General features: G+C 62.3%; 15 protein-coding genes and 2 tRNA genes. 2 read left to right on the top strand and 15 right to left on the bottom strand.

Going from position 1 to position 16,982, the window contains the following annotated elements:
- The first annotated feature begins 22 nt into the window (after positions 1–22).
- Positions 23–274: a GlsB/YeaQ/YmgE family stress response membrane protein gene (locus tag HPF_RS12135; protein ID WP_207959143.1), complete on the top strand. Its 252-nt coding sequence runs from the start codon at positions 23–25 to the stop codon at positions 272–274.
- 66 nt (positions 275–340) lie between these two features.
- Here HPF_RS12135 and HPF_RS12140 read toward each other — a convergent pair whose 3' ends face one another.
- The 8 genes from HPF_RS12140 to tolB form a co-directional block, all read right to left on the bottom strand.
- Positions 341–1,906 (bottom strand): methyl-accepting chemotaxis protein, encoded by a 1,566-nt coding sequence (locus HPF_RS12140; RefSeq protein ID WP_243721563.1) that lies wholly within the window; start codon positions 1,904–1,906, stop codon positions 341–343.
- Positions 1,907–2,180: 274 nt separating this feature from the next.
- Positions 2,181–2,256: transfer RNA gene (locus HPF_RS12145), tRNA-Lys, on the bottom strand.
- Positions 2,257–2,311: 55 nt separating this feature from the next.
- A tRNA-Lys gene (locus HPF_RS12150) sits at positions 2,312–2,387 on the bottom strand.
- A gap of 46 nt (positions 2,388–2,433) precedes the next feature.
- Entirely contained in the window at positions 2,434–3,249 is an 816-nt protein-coding gene (locus tag HPF_RS12155; RefSeq protein WP_133156749.1) for a tRNA threonylcarbamoyladenosine dehydratase, read from the bottom strand.
- Positions 3,246–4,358: a YeeE/YedE family protein gene (locus HPF_RS12160; RefSeq protein ID WP_066150989.1), complete on the bottom strand. Its 1,113-nt coding sequence runs from the start codon at positions 4,356–4,358 to the stop codon at positions 3,246–3,248. Before HPF_RS12160 ends, HPF_RS12155 begins: the two co-directional genes overlap by 4 nt.
- A gap of 56 nt (positions 4,359–4,414) precedes the next feature.
- The gene (gene ybgF / locus HPF_RS12165; protein ID WP_241559549.1) at positions 4,415–5,167 is read right to left on the bottom strand and encodes a tol-pal system protein YbgF; all 753 of its coding nucleotides are present in this window, start codon (positions 5,165–5,167) and stop codon (positions 4,415–4,417) included.
- A 49-nt stretch (positions 5,168–5,216) separates the two neighbouring features.
- On the bottom strand, positions 5,217–5,789 hold the full coding sequence (gene pal, locus HPF_RS12170; RefSeq protein WP_079365802.1) for a peptidoglycan-associated lipoprotein Pal: 573 nt from the start codon (positions 5,787–5,789) through the stop codon (positions 5,217–5,219).
- A 67-nt stretch (positions 5,790–5,856) separates the two neighbouring features.
- Positions 5,857–7,167, bottom strand: coding sequence for a Tol-Pal system beta propeller repeat protein TolB (tolB, locus tag HPF_RS12175; protein ID WP_133156750.1), 1,311 nt, complete (start codon positions 7,165–7,167; stop codon positions 5,857–5,859).
- A gap of 148 nt (positions 7,168–7,315) precedes the next feature.
- On the opposite strand from tolB, the gene msbA reads away from it, so the two are divergent.
- On the top strand, positions 7,316–9,127 hold the full coding sequence (msbA, locus tag HPF_RS12180; RefSeq protein WP_133156751.1) for a lipid A export permease/ATP-binding protein MsbA: 1,812 nt from the start codon (positions 7,316–7,318) through the stop codon (positions 9,125–9,127).
- A 342-nt stretch (positions 9,128–9,469) separates the two neighbouring features.
- Here msbA and HPF_RS12185 read toward each other — a convergent pair whose 3' ends face one another.
- The 7 genes from HPF_RS12185 to HPF_RS12215 form a co-directional block, all read right to left on the bottom strand.
- Positions 9,470–10,075, bottom strand: a complete 606-nt coding sequence (locus tag HPF_RS12185; protein ID WP_133155652.1) for a plasmid pRiA4b ORF-3 family protein — start codon at positions 10,073–10,075, stop codon at positions 9,470–9,472.
- Positions 10,076–10,099: 24 nt separating this feature from the next.
- Positions 10,100–11,614: an IS66 family transposase gene (tnpC, locus tag HPF_RS12190; protein WP_424955194.1), complete on the bottom strand. Its 1,515-nt coding sequence runs from the start codon at positions 11,612–11,614 to the stop codon at positions 10,100–10,102.
- An 84-nt stretch (positions 11,615–11,698) separates the two neighbouring features.
- The gene (tnpB, locus tag HPF_RS12195) at positions 11,699–12,052 is read right to left on the bottom strand and encodes an IS66 family insertion sequence element accessory protein TnpB (protein ID WP_133155654.1); all 354 of its coding nucleotides are present in this window, start codon (positions 12,050–12,052) and stop codon (positions 11,699–11,701) included.
- On the bottom strand, positions 12,028–12,366 hold the full coding sequence (tnpA, locus tag HPF_RS12200; protein ID WP_133155655.1) for an IS66-like element accessory protein TnpA: 339 nt from the start codon (positions 12,364–12,366) through the stop codon (positions 12,028–12,030). The genes tnpB and tnpA overlap by 25 nt, the downstream gene beginning before the upstream one ends.
- 304 nt (positions 12,367–12,670) lie before the next feature.
- Positions 12,671–13,846, bottom strand: a complete 1,176-nt coding sequence (locus HPF_RS12205) for a hypothetical protein (RefSeq protein ID WP_133156752.1) — start codon at positions 13,844–13,846, stop codon at positions 12,671–12,673.
- Positions 13,843–15,762, bottom strand: coding sequence for an ORC-CDC6 family AAA ATPase (locus HPF_RS12210; RefSeq protein WP_133156753.1), 1,920 nt, complete (start codon positions 15,760–15,762; stop codon positions 13,843–13,845). The genes HPF_RS12205 and HPF_RS12210 overlap by 4 nt, the downstream gene beginning before the upstream one ends.
- Positions 15,763–16,977 (bottom strand): phosphoribosyltransferase-like protein, encoded by a 1,215-nt coding sequence (locus tag HPF_RS12215; protein WP_133156754.1) that lies wholly within the window; start codon positions 16,975–16,977, stop codon positions 15,763–15,765. It lies immediately after the preceding gene.
- Between the last annotated feature and the right edge of the window lie 5 nt (positions 16,978–16,982).

The following is a 16,982-nucleotide window of genomic DNA, read 5'->3' on the forward strand; positions in this document are numbered from 1 at the left end:
CGTTCTGAAAGGAGCCTTTCGCATGATGTCCATTCTCGGCACCCTGTTCATCGGCCTGATCGCAGGCCTCGTCGCACGCATGCTCAAGCCCGGCGATGACAGCATGGGCTGGATCATGACGGCCCTGCTCGGTGTCGCCGGCTCGTTTCTGGCCAGCTACGCAGGCGCCGCCCTGGGGCTCTATGCGCCGGGTCAACCGGCGGGATTCATCGCTTCCGTCGTAGGCGCCATCGTGCTGCTGACGCTCTACGGCCTGCTCAAGAAGAAGGCCTGAGCGCAGGCGCCCGGTCGAGAGCGAAGGCCGCGACCGCAAAGACTCCGCTCCTGCGGCGGATCGTGGTCATTGCACCCGGAACACCTGCACCGTGCGGGTCAGCACAGTGGCTTGGTCTTTGAGGCTCTGGGCCGCTGCTGCACTTTCCTCGACCAGCGCGGCGTTCTGCTGCGTCATCTGATCCAGCTGCGCCACCGCCACGTTCACCTGGCCGATGCCGTCGCTCTGTTCGCCCGCGGCCGAGCTGATCTCGCCGATGATCTCCGTCACCCGCTGCACGCTGGCCACCACCTCGCCCATGGTCTGACCCGCATCGCCCACCAGGCGGCTGCCGGTCTCGACCCTGTCCACGCTGGCGCTGATCAGGCCCTTGATCTCCTTGGCTGCCTCGGCGCTGCGCTGGGCCAGGCTGCGCACCTCGGCCGCCACCACCGCGAAACCGCGGCCCTGCTCGCCGGCCCGCGCCGCCTCGACGGCCGCATTGAGCGCGAGGATGTTGGTCTGGAAGGCGATGCCGTCGATCACGCCGATGATGTCGTTGATCTTCTGGCTGCTGTGGTGGATCTCCTGCATGGTGTGCACCACCTGGTCGACCACCTGACCACCGCGCACCGCAATCTCCGAGGCGCTGGCAGCCAGCTGGTTGGCCTGGCGCGCCGCATCCGCGCTGTTCTTGACCGTGCTGGTCAGCTGCTCCATGGAGGCGGCGGTCTGCTGCAGGTTGCTGGCCGCCTGCTCGGTGCGGCTGGAGAGGTCCTGGTTGCCCGATGCAATCTCCGCGCTCGCCGTGCCGATGCTGTCGCTGGCCTGGCGCACCTGCGTCACAGCCGCCTGAAGCGACACCTGCATGGACTGCAACGAGGTCAACATGGCGGCGGTTTCGTCGCGCCCATCAGTGTCCACATGGCGGGTCAGATCACCTTGGGCAATGGCGCTGGCCAGTTCGCGCGCCTGGTCCAGTGGGACACAGATGCTGCGCATGTTGAGCCAGACGAATGGCACCAGCAGTGCCGCCACGGCCACCAGCACGCCCAGGCTGATCATGGTGGCCTGCTGGACGCCCTGCTCTCGCGCGGCGCGCGCTTCGGCGGCATCGGTATCCAGCACCTGCGCCAGCGCCTGCAACGCCGCCTCGATCAGGCGCATCTGTTCCTTGGCCTGTCCCAGCATCTTGTCGGCCGTGTGGCTGTTGTCGTAGGCACCGTCCTCTACCTGCAACACGATCTGTTTGGTGGCGGCTTCATACGCCTCCAGCCTGGTGAGCGCCTCTTTGAGCGGTGGGGCCGCCTTCTCGCCGGCGCCGTCCAGCAGAACGCCCAGTTGCTTCTGCACCGCAGCCACCGCGGCTGTCCACCGATCCCGGTGCTGGTTGAGCGTGATGCGGTCGTCGTAGTAGATGACCATGTCCTTTTCCGCCCGATTGATGTCCCCGACCTTTCGGTTGATCTCACTGAGCTGGTGAGACAAATGCAGCGAGCGGTTGATGAACTCGTCGGTGCGCTGGCTTTGCAGTTGCAGGGACAGGACCCCGGCCGCGGCCACAAGGCACACCAGAGTCAGTGCGATCACAAGCAGGGCAACCATGCGTGTGCGGATTCGCCATTGGCGCAGGGCCTTGATGATCAGTCCCATGTGGTGTCCCCGTTTGATTCACTGCCCGTCCGAACAGAGCTGTATGCGTCGCAAGGAGCAGCTCCACCTTCCCCACTCCGACAATGCCTCTGTGTGGTGGAAGCACGCCAAGATGGCAATGGGGTTCTGGAATATCGGACACCCTGGCACGGACTGAAGGCCGAATGAGCACAGCCAAACCCGGCCATTCCTGCGCAGGCAGCGGGAACGCCAACAAAAAAAGCCTGCTACCAAAAAAAGTAGCAGGCTTTCTATGTCCTCAGAGAGAGGATTTTGGTAGGACGTGGCAGGCTCGAACTGCCGACCAACGGATTAAAAGTCCGCTGCTCTACCAACTGAGCTAACGTCCCATCAAATCGAACGGTGACCCTGACTTCAGCCAGGAACTTCACATACCAAATAAACTGGTGGGGCGTGAGTGACTCGAACACTCGACCTACGGATTAAGAGTCCGCTGCTCTACCAACTGAGCTAACGCCCCGCACACATTCCGTTGTCTTACGAATCGGATAGCGCGAAGCCTCAAATTATAGCGTCATTTCAGGCCGTTTCGAAAGCATGCCCAGTTTGTTTGATGCGCAATCTGCGAGAGCGTTGAGCACGCTCCCCGCCGAACACAGCCCGAAGCTTGCCGTCACGCTGACCACCGACCCGTAACCATGGCAGTTGAGCGATCCATCGGATGACGAAAGATTGCACGACGCATCGGGCGGCGCCACGGCCTCGCGGCTGAACACACAGCTCACACCCATGCGACGGGTGCGTGGCGCGCCGTGTGCCCTGCGCAGCCTGTACCGCAACTGGGCTAGCAGCGGGTCGTGGGTGACCTCGGCCAAGTCTCCAACCTCGACGGCCTGCGGCTTGCGTTTGCCCCCCGCTGCGCCCACGGACACAAAGTTGGCCCCGCACGCCATGGCCCACGCCGCCATGGCCGTTTTGGCACGCACCTGATCACAGGCATCGATGACTGCGACCGGTCCTGCATGCGCCAGCAGCCTAGCGCCGAGCACAGGCCAGTTTTCCTCCGTCACGAAGTCGTCGACTGTCTCGACCACGCATGCAGGGTTGATCTGCGCAATCCGCTCGCGCATGGCCGCGACCTTGGCCATGCCCAAGGTGTCGGTCAGCGCATGGATCTGTCTATTGATATTGGACTCGGCCACATGGTCCATGTCGACCAGCGTCAGGCGCCCCACGCCGCTGCGCGCGAGGCCTTCCACGGCCCAGGACCCCACCCCTCCAATGCCCACCACCATCACATGCGCGTCAAACACCGCTTGTGCGCCCTGAACGCCGTAGAGGCGGCGCATGCCGCCGAAGCGCCTGTCGAAATCTGCGTTCATTCGCGTTCAAGCAGCCAGATCTGGAAACGGAAGCCCAGTACAGCCCCGATCATGATGCCGGTCACTGCAATGGCACTGGTCAGGCTCAGCGTGGACAGACCCGACAGTCCCTGGCCGACCGTGCAACCCATGGCGGTCACGCCACCCACACCCATGCAGGCGGCTCCAGCAAGGTGCAACGCCGTGTCCTGGGTGTCGCGAAATCCCTCCCAGCGAAAGCTGCGAGACAGCAGCGACTGAACGAACGAGCCAACGACCACGCCGACCACCGTCACCACGCCCAGTGTCAGCACCTTGGAGGTGTCACTGTAGAAAATGAGCCAATCCAGCAGGTAGGCCATCGGCGCCGTGAAGGTCAGCGATTCCATGCGCCCGCTGTTTGTCGCGAGATACACCGATTCCAGCGTCTCGGGATGCTCTGGCACAAAGCCAAGGTGGCCACTGATCCACCACATCCATGCGATCACCGCGCCCAGCCCGACACCGGCCAGCAATCCGTCCGGCGTGCGGAAGTCCTTCCCTAGCAGCGCCCAGAACATCAGCGCGCCCCCCACCAGCAGCGCGGCAACCAGACCGGACACGTCGGGAGCAAAACCGAAAAACTGCGTCAACCACATGGGCACACTCCCGCCAGCAGCAATGTCCACGGCGACCTTGTCAACCGTATTCACGCGCAGCACGGCAAAAACTCCGCGCAGGGTGGCGAACGCAAAAAAGCCCATGACGAAGAACACCACCAGCGACTTCAGGCTGCCCGCTCCGATGCGCACCAGCGTCTTGCTGCCGCAGCCGGAGGCCAGCACCATGCCGAAGCCGAACAGCAGGCCGCCCACGAGCGCGGACAGCCAGATGATGCGCCCGGAGCTGTAGATGGTCTTGCCGGTGTCGATCCAGCCCAGCCAGCCCATGCCGTAGAAGCCGATCATGGCCACACCCACCGCCATGCCCCACATCCGCATGCGGGTCCAGGACCCCATGTTGACGATGTCGCTCACCGCCCCCATGGTGCAGAACTGCGTCCGCTGGGCGATGAAGCCGAAAAGACAAGAGGCCGCGAATGCGGCCCAGAGAACAGTGGTTTGAAGAGTTTGAATGCCGGCGAGGTCCATCCGGCGATTGTAGAAGCGGCCCTCCACCCCAGGCGGGGTGGAGGCTTCTGGCAGGATCAGCGCAGACGCGACAGACGCTCGCGGCCCGCTGCAGCTGCTTCGGACTGGGGATAGGTCCGGACCAGGGTCTCCAGCGTGCGCTTGGCCGACTTGCTGTCCTTGAGTTCAACCTGGCTGTTGGCCATCGCGAGCATGGCTTCAGGGGTGCGCATGTGGGTCGGGTACTGACTCACCAGACGCCGGTGGCTGTCAATCGACTCCTTGTAGGCACGGGTGGCGTACAAGGCATTGCCCTGCCAGTACAGGGCAGAAGGGATGTAACCACTGCCGGGGAAACGCCGCAGGAAGGCCGAGTAGGCGGAGGCGGCTCCGGCGAAGTCCGACTTGCGCAGCAGTTCCATGGCTGCGTCGTATTCGCGCTGCTCCTCTGGTGACGCAGAGAACTCCGCGCCGTCGACCGACACCTTGCTGGGCTCAACCTGTTTCAGACGCGCATCAACACCCGCCTGGACATCCTTCTGCAAGCGCTGCAGCTCGGACACCTCGCGAGCCAGTTGCTCGTTCTGGCCACGCAGACGGGCAATCTCAGACCTGAGCTGTTCGTTCTGGTTGGAGAGCTCCAGCAGGCTCCGCTGGCCGGCCGAGCCCGCATCGCGCGACTCTGCTGCCATGCGATTGAGCTTTGCATCGATTTCCAGCTTGTAAGCGTCAAATTTCTGCCGAAGGTCCAGGATCGCCTTGCGCGCCTCATCGTCGTCGAACAAGGCATGGGCCTGCAGCGGCCACAGGCAAGCGCCAACCAGCGCCATGGCAGCTGCGACTCGAACAGACAGGACAGCAGATGTGCGCACGGTCATGTCAGCGGTAGGTCATTTCCACGCGGCGATTCTTGGCATAGGACGTCTCGTCCATGCCCATCGCGGCGGGCTTCTCTTCCCCGAAGCTCACCGGCTCCATCTGGGACTCGCTCACACCCAGCAGCGCCAGCGAACGGCGAACGGCCTCTGCGCGCTTCTGGCCCAGCGCCAGGTTGTACTCACGGCCACCGCGCTCGTCGGTATGACCTTCTAGCGCCACCTTGCGGTTCGGGTTGGCCTTGAGATAGCGGGCGTTGGCTTCCAGAGCCGCGGTGTATTCGGCACGAATCTCGAAGCTGTCGTAGTCGAAATAGACGATGCGGGAGAGCGCAGCAGGCTGCTCAGAGTCCATGCCAGGAACCTGCACCCCGGTGACGCCACGCGGATCGACGCCGGAACCGGTGCCATCCTGACCGGCCTGGCCAGTGGTGGTGTTGCGGTCTTCGACCGGCGCTTCATCCAGCTTCACGCTGGAGCCGCAGGCCGCGAGCGATGCCACCAGGATCAAGGCGCCGAGCCGGGAGGCCCATTGGGAAGTTTTGCGTTGCGCAGCCGGGGTCGAGGTGTTGTTCATTGACAGGTCCCTTTCTGAATCGGGTTGGTTGGTTTTGAAAAGAGGCAAGGCACCAAAGCGGCAGGGGTCAGCGGACGAACGGACCCCACTCGGGCTCTCGGATGTCGCCCTGGGCACCGGTCAGCCGCGTCTTGACACGACCGTCGACGGTCGACGTCATCAGAGCCTCTTGGCCTCGATCACGGGTGGCGTACACGATGAGTCGGCTGTTGGGTGCAAAACTGGGGCTTTCGTCTGCGCTCGCATCGCTCAGCGCAGTGACATTGCCACTGGACAGCTCCATGACGTGCAGGCGGAATGCCCCGCCCACGCGGGAGATGAAGGCCAGCCAGCGCCCGTCGGGGCTGGGTGCCGGAGAAATGTTGTAGTTGCCGGTGAAGGTCAGGCGCTGAGGGTTTTCGCCGCCGGCACCCATGCGGTAGATCTGGGGCGAGCCACCACGGTCGCTCACGAAGAAGATCGAGCGACCATCGGCACTGAACACTGGCTCGGTGTCGATGCTGCCCGACTGGGTTAGCCGGCGCGGCTGGCCGCCATTGGCGTCCATGGCATACACCTGCGCATTGCCCGAGAGAGACAGTGTGGCCACGACCTGGCGACCATCCGGCGACCAGGAGGGCGCACTGTTGGAGCCGCGGAAGTTGGCCAGCAGGCGCCTTTTTCCGGTGGCTACATCGTGCGAGTAGATGACGGGTTTGCGCGATTCGAACGACACATAGGCCAGTTGCCCACCACCGGGCGCCCAGCTCGGGGAAATGATCGGTTCAGGACTGCTCAGTGTGGCCTTCGCGTTTTCACCATCGGAGTCAGCCACCAGCAGGGTGTAGCGCGGACCGTTCTTGGTCACGTACGCGATGCGGGTGGCGAACACCCCTTTTTCACCCGTGAGCTTCTCGTACACGTAGTCGGCGATACGGTGCGCCGCGTAACGCAGATCGCTGGCGTTGACCGGGTAGCTGAGCCCTCCAAGGTCCTGTCCGCGAACCGAATCCCAGAGCCGGAAGCGGATGTCGAAGCGTCCATCGGCAAGCTTGGACACGCTGCCGGTCAGCAGAGCGTCCGTGCCTTTCTCGCGCCAGGCAGCCAGATCGGGTCTCGAGGTCTCGTCCAGACGGACCGGCAGCGGCTCGATGAACTTGAACTGCCCACTGCGCTCGAGGTCGGCCCGGACAATCGCGACCATGTCCTGATTGGCCAGACCGTTGTCGCGGAAAGCCACGCCAGAAATCGGAATCTGGGTCACACCAGCGCCGGAGACTTCGACGCGAAATTGCGCCAGAGCGTTTTGGAGGGGAAGTGCCGCCAGCGGGAGGACGGCGGCTTGGGACAACAGATGCCGCCGCGTGGGCAGCCATTCGGGTCGATTCAAATCCAGCATGCGTCGGGTGTTGGTGTCAGCGACAGAAAGCGCTGCCGTCGGATAATACCGGAAGCGCATTCCCCGACCGTGACAAGATGTGCCATATCCTTGCTGCACGCGGGCCCGGAGCCCTCTCGCCGAGCCTCACGAACCACCGACCGCCGCCTTGACCTCGCCTTCCACCCCTGCTGCACCACCCTCCGCCACCATCCGCGAGCGCCTGGTGAGGTTCTGGCCTTACTTCCGCTCGGCGTCGGCGGGCATCGTGCTGGCGGTGATCTGCACCATCATCGGAGCACTCACCGAGCCGATGATTCCCGCGCTACTCAAGACGCTGCTGGACAGTGGCTTCTCTGAAGGAAACATCGACCTCTGGATGGTCCCTGTGGCTCTGGTGGGACTGTTCGGCATCCGCGGGCTGGCCGGCTTCCTCGCGCAGTACGCACTGTCCTACACCGCCAGCCTGGGCCTGCTCAATCTTCGACGCGCCATGTTTGCCAAGCTCAACGACGCGCAGCTGACGCTGTTCGCCCGCCAGAGCGCCAGCAAGCTCTCCAACACACTGGTCTACGAAGTGCAGACAGGCTCAACCCTGCTGGTCAACGCACTGCTGACCCTGGCCAAGGACAGCCTCACACTGCTGGCGTTGTTGGGCTATCTCATGTATCTGAACTGGAAGCTCACCCTCATCGTGCTCTTCCTGTTCCCGGCGCTGGTGGTGGTGATGCGGGTGCTCTCGCGCCGCCTCTACAGCCTCACCAAATCCAGCCAACAAGCCACCGACGAGCTGGCCTATGTGGTCGAGGAGAATGCCCTCGCCCACCGCATGGTCCGTCTGCACGGCGCGCAGGAGCGTCAGTCCGAGCGCTTCGAGTCGCTGAGCGTGCGCCTGCGGCGGCTGGCACTGAAGTCGACCATCGCGCAGGCCGCAATGACACCCTTGACGCAGATGCTGGCGGCGGTGGCGCTGTCTGCGGTGATCGCGGTGGCCTTGTGGCAGAGCAGCCGCAGTGGCGTCACTGTCGGCAATTTTGTGGCCTTCGTCACGGCCATGCTGATGCTGGTGGCGCCTATCCGGCACCTGGCCGAGATCGCCGGCCCCATCACCAGGGGCCTGGCGGCCCTGGAGCGCGGACTGGAGCTGATCGAAGACACACCCGAACAGTCCAGCGGCACCCACCAGGCCGAGCGCGTCCAGGGCGCCATCGAGCTGAAGGACGTCTGGGTGCGCTACCCGTCGCGGGACGACGAAAACACCAGCGACGACGAGGTCAACCGCACGGCGCTGTGCGGCGTGTCGCTGCAGGTGCAGCCGGGTGAGGTACTGGCGCTGGTGGGCCCTTCCGGTTCTGGCAAGACCACGCTCGCCAACCTGCTGCCCCGTTTTGTCGAGGTGCTGCACGGCGACGTATTGCTCGACGGTGTGGCCCTGACGGACTGGGATCTGCACTGCCTGCGCAGGCAGTTCGCGATGGTCAGCCAGGACGTGATCATGCTCAACGACACGCTCGCGGCCAACGTGGCGCTGGGCGCCGCGGAAGGTGCCATCGACGAGGAAAAGGTGCTCGCGGCCCTCCAATCGGCCAACCTCGGCGAGTTGGTCGCACGGCTGCCGCGAGGCATCCACAGCAACGTCGGACACAACGCGGCAGAGCTGTCGGGCGGACAACGTCAACGGCTGGCGATTGCCCGGGCGATCTACAAGGACGCGCCGGTCCTGATCCTCGACGAAGCCACCTCGGCGCTGGACAACGAGTCCGAGCGGTTGGTGCAGGAAGCGCTGGCCCGCCTCATGAAAGGCCGCACAACACTGGTGATCGCCCACCGGCTCTCGACCATCGAGCACGCCGACCGCGTGGTCGTGCTGGCCAACGGCCGCATCGAGGAGCAAGGCACCCACCAGGTGCTGCTGCGCGCGGGCGGCCTCTACGCACGTCTGCACGCCCAGGGCTTCTCACCGGAGCCCGAGGCGGCGTGAACCAGGACTCAGAGCAGGACGATGTCGTATCGTTCTGCTTGAAGAATTTTCTGCTTATACATCAATAGGTTAGCGGTCTCTTTTGCATCTTGGGTCGCCTTACCCACCCAGTTAGTCACCCACCGTCGGTGCGACGCTATGGAAAACAACGATCCACGTTGGAGAACTACCTGCATCTTCGATTCTCATCGAAGTTGACCGCATGTCGACTACGTGGATTCGGTCGTTGAAGACCGCCATCCCGTCCGGTGGCTCTTTTTTCTTCCCCCACTCGACGATTCACTCGGCCACTTTTTCCCTCTGAGATCCGTAAGCGTCTGGCCGCCCCATCTTGACGGGGCTCTATAGGCGCAGCTTGCGCATCCCGGCGTTCACGGCATTGAGGTCGAAGCCTGCAGGGTCGAACGGCCCGCCGTTCCACTCCCACATCGCCAAGTGCTCCGGATGCAAGTGCTCCGGATGCACGGGATCGACGATGGCCTGCAAGAAGTCGCTGTAGCCCGGTGGCCCGCCCACATCTTCAGGCGGACAGGCGTTGGCTCCGGCTACGCAAAGCGGGCGAGTGTTCTTCGCGCCGGGCTCCAAGGCCGCCTCGACATGGATCCGGTGGCGCCAGTCGTCGCCAAAGTCGTAGGTATAGATGAATTCGGTGGTGCCGTCGGCAAGCACCGCCCTGAGATCGAACACCCGTTCATCCCTCGTCTCGACTCTGGACGGCCAATCGGGGTCGGGTATCGCGTAGCGCACTGCGCTCACGTCGAAGGCATGCATGTGCGTGTTCATCCAGCCCATGGCGGTCTGAATGACGCGATCAAGTTTGTCCAGCGTCACCGTATCGGGCACCCAGAGCCGGCGCCAAATCGCTGGCTCCAGGTATTCGAGCTGGATGTGCAGTTGGTAGACGCGCTGCACGACGGTGGAGCGCTTGGCAATCTTGGGCTTGCTCATGCCCCAAGGCTACCAGTCTGCGACTCAGCTCATGGGCTGCCAACGGTGCGGCAGCAGCTCACCGATCTGGCTGGCGCGCTGCATGGGCAGGCTTGCCATCACATCGCGCAGGTAGGCGTAGGGGTCATGCCCGTTCATGCGCGCTGACTGAATCAAGCTCATGACGGCAGCCGCCCGCTGGCCCGCACGCAGGCTGCCAGCGAAGAGCCAGTTGTTTCGACCAATGGCAATCGGGCGGATCTGGTTCTCGATCCAGTTGTTGTCCACGGGCAGTTGCCCATCGTGGACGAACCGTGTCAGAGCCTCCCAGCGCCGCAGGCTGTAGTCCAGCGCCTTGGCACTCGCTGAACCCTCGGGCACCTTCTGGCGCTGCAGCAGCATCCACTGGTGCAGGGCATCGAGCAGCGGCTTCGCTTGTTGTTGCCGGATGACTTGGCGTTGATTGGCGCTGAGCTCCTTGACCTCGCGCTCGATCTCGTAGACACGGCCGAACTGCTGGAGCGCGAACTCTGCGATCTGGCTCTGGTTCGCCGCGTGCAGATCAAAGAACTTGCGCCGTGCGTGCGCCAGGCAGCCAACCTCGGTCACGCCACTGGCGATCAAGGCCTTGTAGCCGCTGAAGTCGTCACAGGTGAGGCTGCCTCTCCAGTCACCCAGGAAGCGCCGGGCATGTTCGCCCGAGCGCGATTCGCAGAAGTCGTAGACGACCACCTTGGTGTTCTCGAAGGCACCCGTGGCATAGGCCCAGAGGTAGGCCCGATGTGTCTTTCCGTTGCCCGGTTTGAGCATGGACACCGGCGTCTCGTCGGCATGCAGCACGCGGTGTTGCAGCAGCTCGTGTCTCATGGCATCGACCAGTGGCTGCAATTGCACGCCGCATGAGCCCACCCATTGAGCGAGTGTGGAGCGCGGAATCGCCAAACCGGCGCGGCCGAAGATCGCTTCCTGACGGTACAGCGGCAGGTGATCGGCGTACTTGGTCACCAGCACCTGCGCCAGCAGCCCGGTGGTGGGGATGCCTTTGTCGATGATGTGCGGATCGACGGGTACCTGGTGAATGGTCTCGCACTTCGCGCAGGCCCACTTGCCCCGGATGTGGCGCTCCACCGTGAACACGCCAGGCACGTAGTCCAGCTTCTCGGCTACGTCCTCTCCCACGCGCTTCATCTGACAGCCGCAGGCGCAAGTGGTCGAGTCGGGCTCGTGGCGGATCTCGCGCCGCGGCAGGTTGGCGGGAAGAGGGGCGCGTTTGGGCACCTTCTTCTCTTCCAGCTTGGCCGGCGCTTGCGCTTCCTGTAGCGCGTCAATCTCCGTGGCCACGGCCGCCAGGTCGGCCTCGATCTCGTCTTCGAGCAGGCTCTTCTGTTCGGGGTTGAAGCGTTCGGACTGGGCCGCGAACTTCATGCGCTTCAAGAGCGCGTTCTCGTGCGTGAGTTTGTCCAGCAGCGCGCTCTGGTGGCGCAGCTGCGTCATGAGGCGCGAGGTCAGCTCACGCAGCTCTTCTGCGCTCAGGCTCTGCAGGGATTGAGGCTCGACCACCATGGGCATTCACTGTGCCAGCACTGGCACACCCGCACCATTGGCGCATGCCCCAATTGGCAAGCCCTGGTCTGCCCCTCAGAGTCAGACCACGGTGATGACACCACCGTCGGCTAGGCGCTGCCAGGGTAGGCCCAGCACCAGCGCATCGAACTGGGCGCGGGTGAGCGAGGCGGTGCTTGCCGTATCACGCGGCCAGACGAATTTGCCGCTGTTCAGGCGCCGCGCTGCCAGCCACACACCGATGCCGTCGTGCACCAGCACCTTCATGCGGTTGGCGCGGCGATTGGCGAACAGGTAGGCGTGGTGCGGGCGCGCTGCGCCGAAGACCAACACCACACGGGCCAGCGCCGTCTCGGTGCCCGCTCGCATGTCCAGCGGCTCGGTGGCCAGCCACAGGGCATCCACCCGGATCACTTGAGCAGCTCTCGCATCCATACGGCGCACTGATCGGCCGCCGCCAGGGGCCAGGTCACCGAGACGGTGGTGGCGCCACGGCGCAGATCGATGCGGATGTCTGGTGCAGGCGCGTACGCCGCGGGCGGCAAAGCTACCGGCACGAATGCAGGGGCCTGCAGTGCAGGCAGCGAGCCACCCGCTCCGCGGCGCCATTTGTGAACGACATTGGCGTTGATGCCGTGCGACAAGGCGATGCTGGCCACCGATGCGCCGGGCTCGGCGCACTGACTGAGGATCTGCTGCTTGAGCTCGGCGCTGTGCCGCCGGCGGGTCTTCTTCTTGGCTTCATTCATGGTGTCCACCTAAATCGCTTGGTGGACACCATCGTTGCCGCTTAGACCAATCCCTTCAAGGGTGGGATGACCGCGCGCTTACTGAGATCCTGAGCACGGATGCGCCGGGTGGAACCAACAGCGTTCAGGAAATGGTCAGGTCTCGATGGCAAAAGATCACCTTGGCGCTGATGGCAGCTCCCCCTTTCAAGTACAAGGAGAGTCAACAAGGAGCGTGATCATCACGCTGTCACTACACCGCGCATGCCAATGCCTCTTTGGCCTGGCCTGCGTGGGCGGGGATGAATCCGGCCAGGACACTGCGTCAAGCGTAAGCCTCGCCGGAGAGGACCATTGCCGACACGTCCGGAGTGGAAGCGCGCAAAGCGGCAGTCGACACGCTGTAGCGCTTCGGCTCCGCATACGGAATTGCAACCCCGTAGTTGCCATTCACGATGTCCAGCTTCATTTCATAGCATGCCAGAGCCGCGCCCAGCGTGATCAGCTTGCTCGCAAGCGGCGTGACCACCAGTCGGCACCCACCGATAACGCTCAAGCTTCGCTGATAGCGCTTCATAGCACTCAGCAGTTGCCGATATGCCTCGAAGGGGTTGCTCTCGTGCGCGTAGAGCACATTGGTCAAGGGCGTCTTGCTCACGTCAAACAATGGTACTTTGTATTCGATCAGCAGCCGATCACCTCGACGCGGATCGCGCGACGGATGCGGTAGCACCGGGCAGATTTCCGCAGAGTCTGGAATCTGGTCGTACATCACCTTCTGCAGTTGCGACACCCTGTTCTCGCCGAGTACTGGAAACCACACGAGCGGCCAATCGCGAGTGCTTTCAGTTTGCAATGCGCTTGCAAATCCAGGAATCAAGACCAGCTCGTTGCTAGGATCCTCGGACTGGATCACGCTGTCGAGGCCCGCATCCTCGCCCACAAGGATTTGCAGATTGATCTTCGATGCCGCCAATGGCACTGGTGCGTCACGGTTCGGCACCAGCCGATCCAACAATGCGAGCATGAGCGACAAGTACGCTATACGGGGAAGTGAACTTACATCGAGAACAATGTCTGTCTGATCAGAGACTGCACGAAGCACTTCCTCGGTTCCTAGCCTGAGCGCATTGCTCGCGCTCAGGTCATCTTCTCCCTCGGCCGTTGATTCAATCATGACAGTTCGCGCTGTCCCGATCACCGCGAACCGTCTCTCCAGTGCCAGCGCATTCGCTTCCGTCTCTTCGATGAGCTCGTCGTTCAACTGGTAGCCGCGGAACCCAACAAGCAGCAACTCCGCCTTTTCGACGGAGCAACCTGACGAGGTAACGCTACCGATGAAGCGATCCATCACGGCCTGCGCCCGCAGGTCAAATCCACGACCTCCGACATACAGCAGTCGAACGCGGCTGCCGGCACGCCGACGCTGCTGGAACATCTGATCCCACATGTCCTGCACTTCGGCTCCACGCCGAAACACATAGCGGTTCCACAGCGTCATCTTGGCACCTCCACCGAGCGGCGTTTGGCCGGGGCAGAGGGGCCGTCCATCCAACCGATCAAGGCCTCGGCAGACACATCCTGCCAACCGCCATACTGAAGTGGAAGGTCGTGGTATGCGCAGAGTGACCTGTTTAGATAAAACACCGTGCCCTCCTCCCTGGACGTGCTGGCCGCGCTACCCCGCGTCGTCAACAGATTCTCCGCAACACACTCCCAGAGCACGCGGGCAAGCAGCGCGTGGGGTTCCGACGTCTTTGTCTGCTCCGGGCGCAACCTGCTCAATTCGTAGCGACTGAGACGAATGCCAGTAACACCCGGCGCGTAGGACGCCGACATCTGAAATGTTTTGTCCCTGCAGTACTGGCCGATGGCGTCCAGCAACCTCTGGGCCCTGGTTCCTTCAGTGTGACTCTTGGGTATGAAATCGCGCTTGCGCTTGGCAGTCTCTTTAATGCGACGCTCCTGTTCCACCGGGGACAAGCGAAGGTCTGGCTGCTTTCGAAGAACCTGTTTGGCAAGCATCCCCTCATACAGGCTTGCAGCGACAGCCAGAAGCTCTTCGACGTTGGACGTTGCCAAGGCACAGAGCCGATCAATGCCATAGTAATAGGGCAACTTCAGATCGTCGTGGCAGAGGATTTCGGCAGCACCGAGCACCTTGCTATCGCGTTCGTCGAGGTCCTCCGCAGGAAGCGGCGCAAGTTCGAGGGTGAGTTGTCGCCGGCCCTCCGACCTGGCAACCAGGATGCGGGTGACGTACAGCTGTATCAGGCTTTCAAACCCAATCGTCTTCTGCCCTTCGTCGGCGTGCGCCAACCAATCTGCATAGCGAATGTTTTCCCGATGGCGCTCCATCTCTCCAGTGAACAGCGCAACCGCTTTCCCGAAGACGTCGGTGAGGTCCTCAGGGGTGAGTTGGTCCTCAAGGTATTGCGAAAATGCGCCTGCGGGGATCTCGCGCTGGACGTCCAACCGGCGGTCCAAAATGCTTTGGGCGAAGGTCGCAAACTGGTGCTGACCACTCTTGCCAGTCCACATGTCCTCTATAGGGTAGTGGCGAAGGTCTCGGCCCTCGCGAGCACCCTGCGACAGCAAGGCATCCCCCAGGGCGATGCTGCGCTCGGCCAGCCACACCGGAATCGCAGGTCGAAGCTCGACAAGCTCCTCCAACATCAGCTCGCGCTGCTTCTTTCGAAGCTTCTGGAGATCATCGATCATCAGCAATCGACGCGGCGCTACCAGTTTTCCCCCGCGCAAGAATCTGACCGACTGCAGCCACAGGACGCTTTCAAACCGGACATGTAGCGGAAGATCGGCGGAAGCGTCGCCTGCGAGCGAATCGAGCTTCGCATACACGGCTCGTTCCCGCTCTTCCGCCCATCGAACCAACTCAACGGCCGAATCTGCCGTCGGAATTGATTTGAGATCACGCGCCAAGTCGTCGTACTCTAGACGCACGTCAGTGAGTTGATCGGTCGACGCGTAAGCAACTAGCGAAGCAAGACTTCGCAGGGTTCGAAGAACCACTCGACAGTCAAAAAGCGCTCGGAACAATCCCGCTTGAGCCATGGACGCGCCGGGCGGGAGGTCGGCATAACCCGAAGCACAAGACAGCAGCACGCCAAGTAACTGGGGCCCGTCAGTTTCATGCATGACCTGGCGCCCGAGCAACCGTTGGTACGACTCGTCTTGACCGGCTCGGGCATTCCAGAAAGCTCGCAGTGCCGCCGGCGTGAAAGCGCGCAGCAGAGTAGTCTTCCCTCCTCCCGGTGGACTGGTGAACAGATGCACCGCACCGTTGAAGGCGTCCTCGTGAAGTCTTTCGAAGATCTTCGGGGAAAAAAGACGAACAAACTCCTGGTCGGAGGTGCGCTCCGACATTCGCTCCAAGAAAGGATTTGCGCGATAGGCCACTCAAAACTCCTTGTGGCGGCTCACGCGAGGAAAGAGTCCATGAAAGTCATGCGCTTCAGAACCCCATAGCATGTAAACCGAATTATTAGGCGTGTTGTGCGATAGAACGACCGGCAACGCACACCCGGCAAAACCCATTTGCGCAGTGCTTGTGCCGCCTACCTCGATGTGCTCGTCGAACGCATCCGAGTCGTAGTACTTTGGATTGGTCAGTATGGACTGCAATTCAGCCGGAACATTGTGCGTAAGGCCGACGCTCGGCTCAATGATCCAAAGCACTCGCACTTGAAGCGGCTTGTAGTTGTTCTCGGACGTGAAGCGCTCAGACCAGTACTCAATATGGTCGATCGCCTGGCGCGTTGCGACGTACAGCAGAAGGAAGACTTCGTAGTGCGATGTATCGATGAGGTCGCCTTGGTGAAGGCGCTCATAGATCTTCTTGATCTTTCCCTTGAACCTGTTGCTGCGACTGTCGAAGCGAATATAGGTGTTGCCACTTCCGGAGAAATCGTCCATCAACCACACCAGCGTGAACTTCGCTGGTTGCTTGACGCCGCCGGAGTCAGGCTTCACTCGGAGAGCGTCGATCAAAGCATTGGCCTGGGCTCTGTCGCCAGACTCATACGCTTGCCAGATATCGTCGTTCTCAGGAAGATGCGTCGTCGGCGATTTTTTCAAGGCCTTTGCCAGCGCCTGCAGCATGTCTTCCGCCTTGGCTTCGCCAAGCTCGTACGCCTGCCAGATCTGCTCGTTGCTGATTTCTCCATTGCTGGCGCGTCGGAGTTCATTGGTGCGGGCGCCATCACTGAGGCCCAAGTACAAAGACTTCAGCTTCAGTTCCTTGAACCGATCATCTCGGCAGATCTCACCGACCCGGTAGGTGGGGATGCCTTTTTCTTCGGCCACAAGGCGAATCCGTTCCTGGACGATGACGTCCGGGTATGCATGCTGCACCAGGTGTGAGAGCTCGTGGTCCGACACGTAGACCAACCGCTCGAGCACAAATCCGAGCGCAGCTGCACGATCGGGCATGTCAAACTGATTGAGCCATAGAGCAAGGCTCTCGACGAATCGCCTCCCGGGTCCGAACCTCTGGTAGCCATCGTATTTGTAGTCAGCGAGCAAGCGAAGGACAGGAACATTGTCCAGGACGACGTCCTGGTCCTGCCATCCCATGACCTTGGCGAGCAAATACTGTGCGTTCTCGTCCTTCATTGCGC

The sequence above is a fragment of the Hydrogenophaga pseudoflava genome, assembly GCF_004353865.1.
Classification (GTDB): domain Bacteria; phylum Pseudomonadota; class Gammaproteobacteria; order Burkholderiales; family Burkholderiaceae_C; genus Hydrogenophaga; species Hydrogenophaga pseudoflava.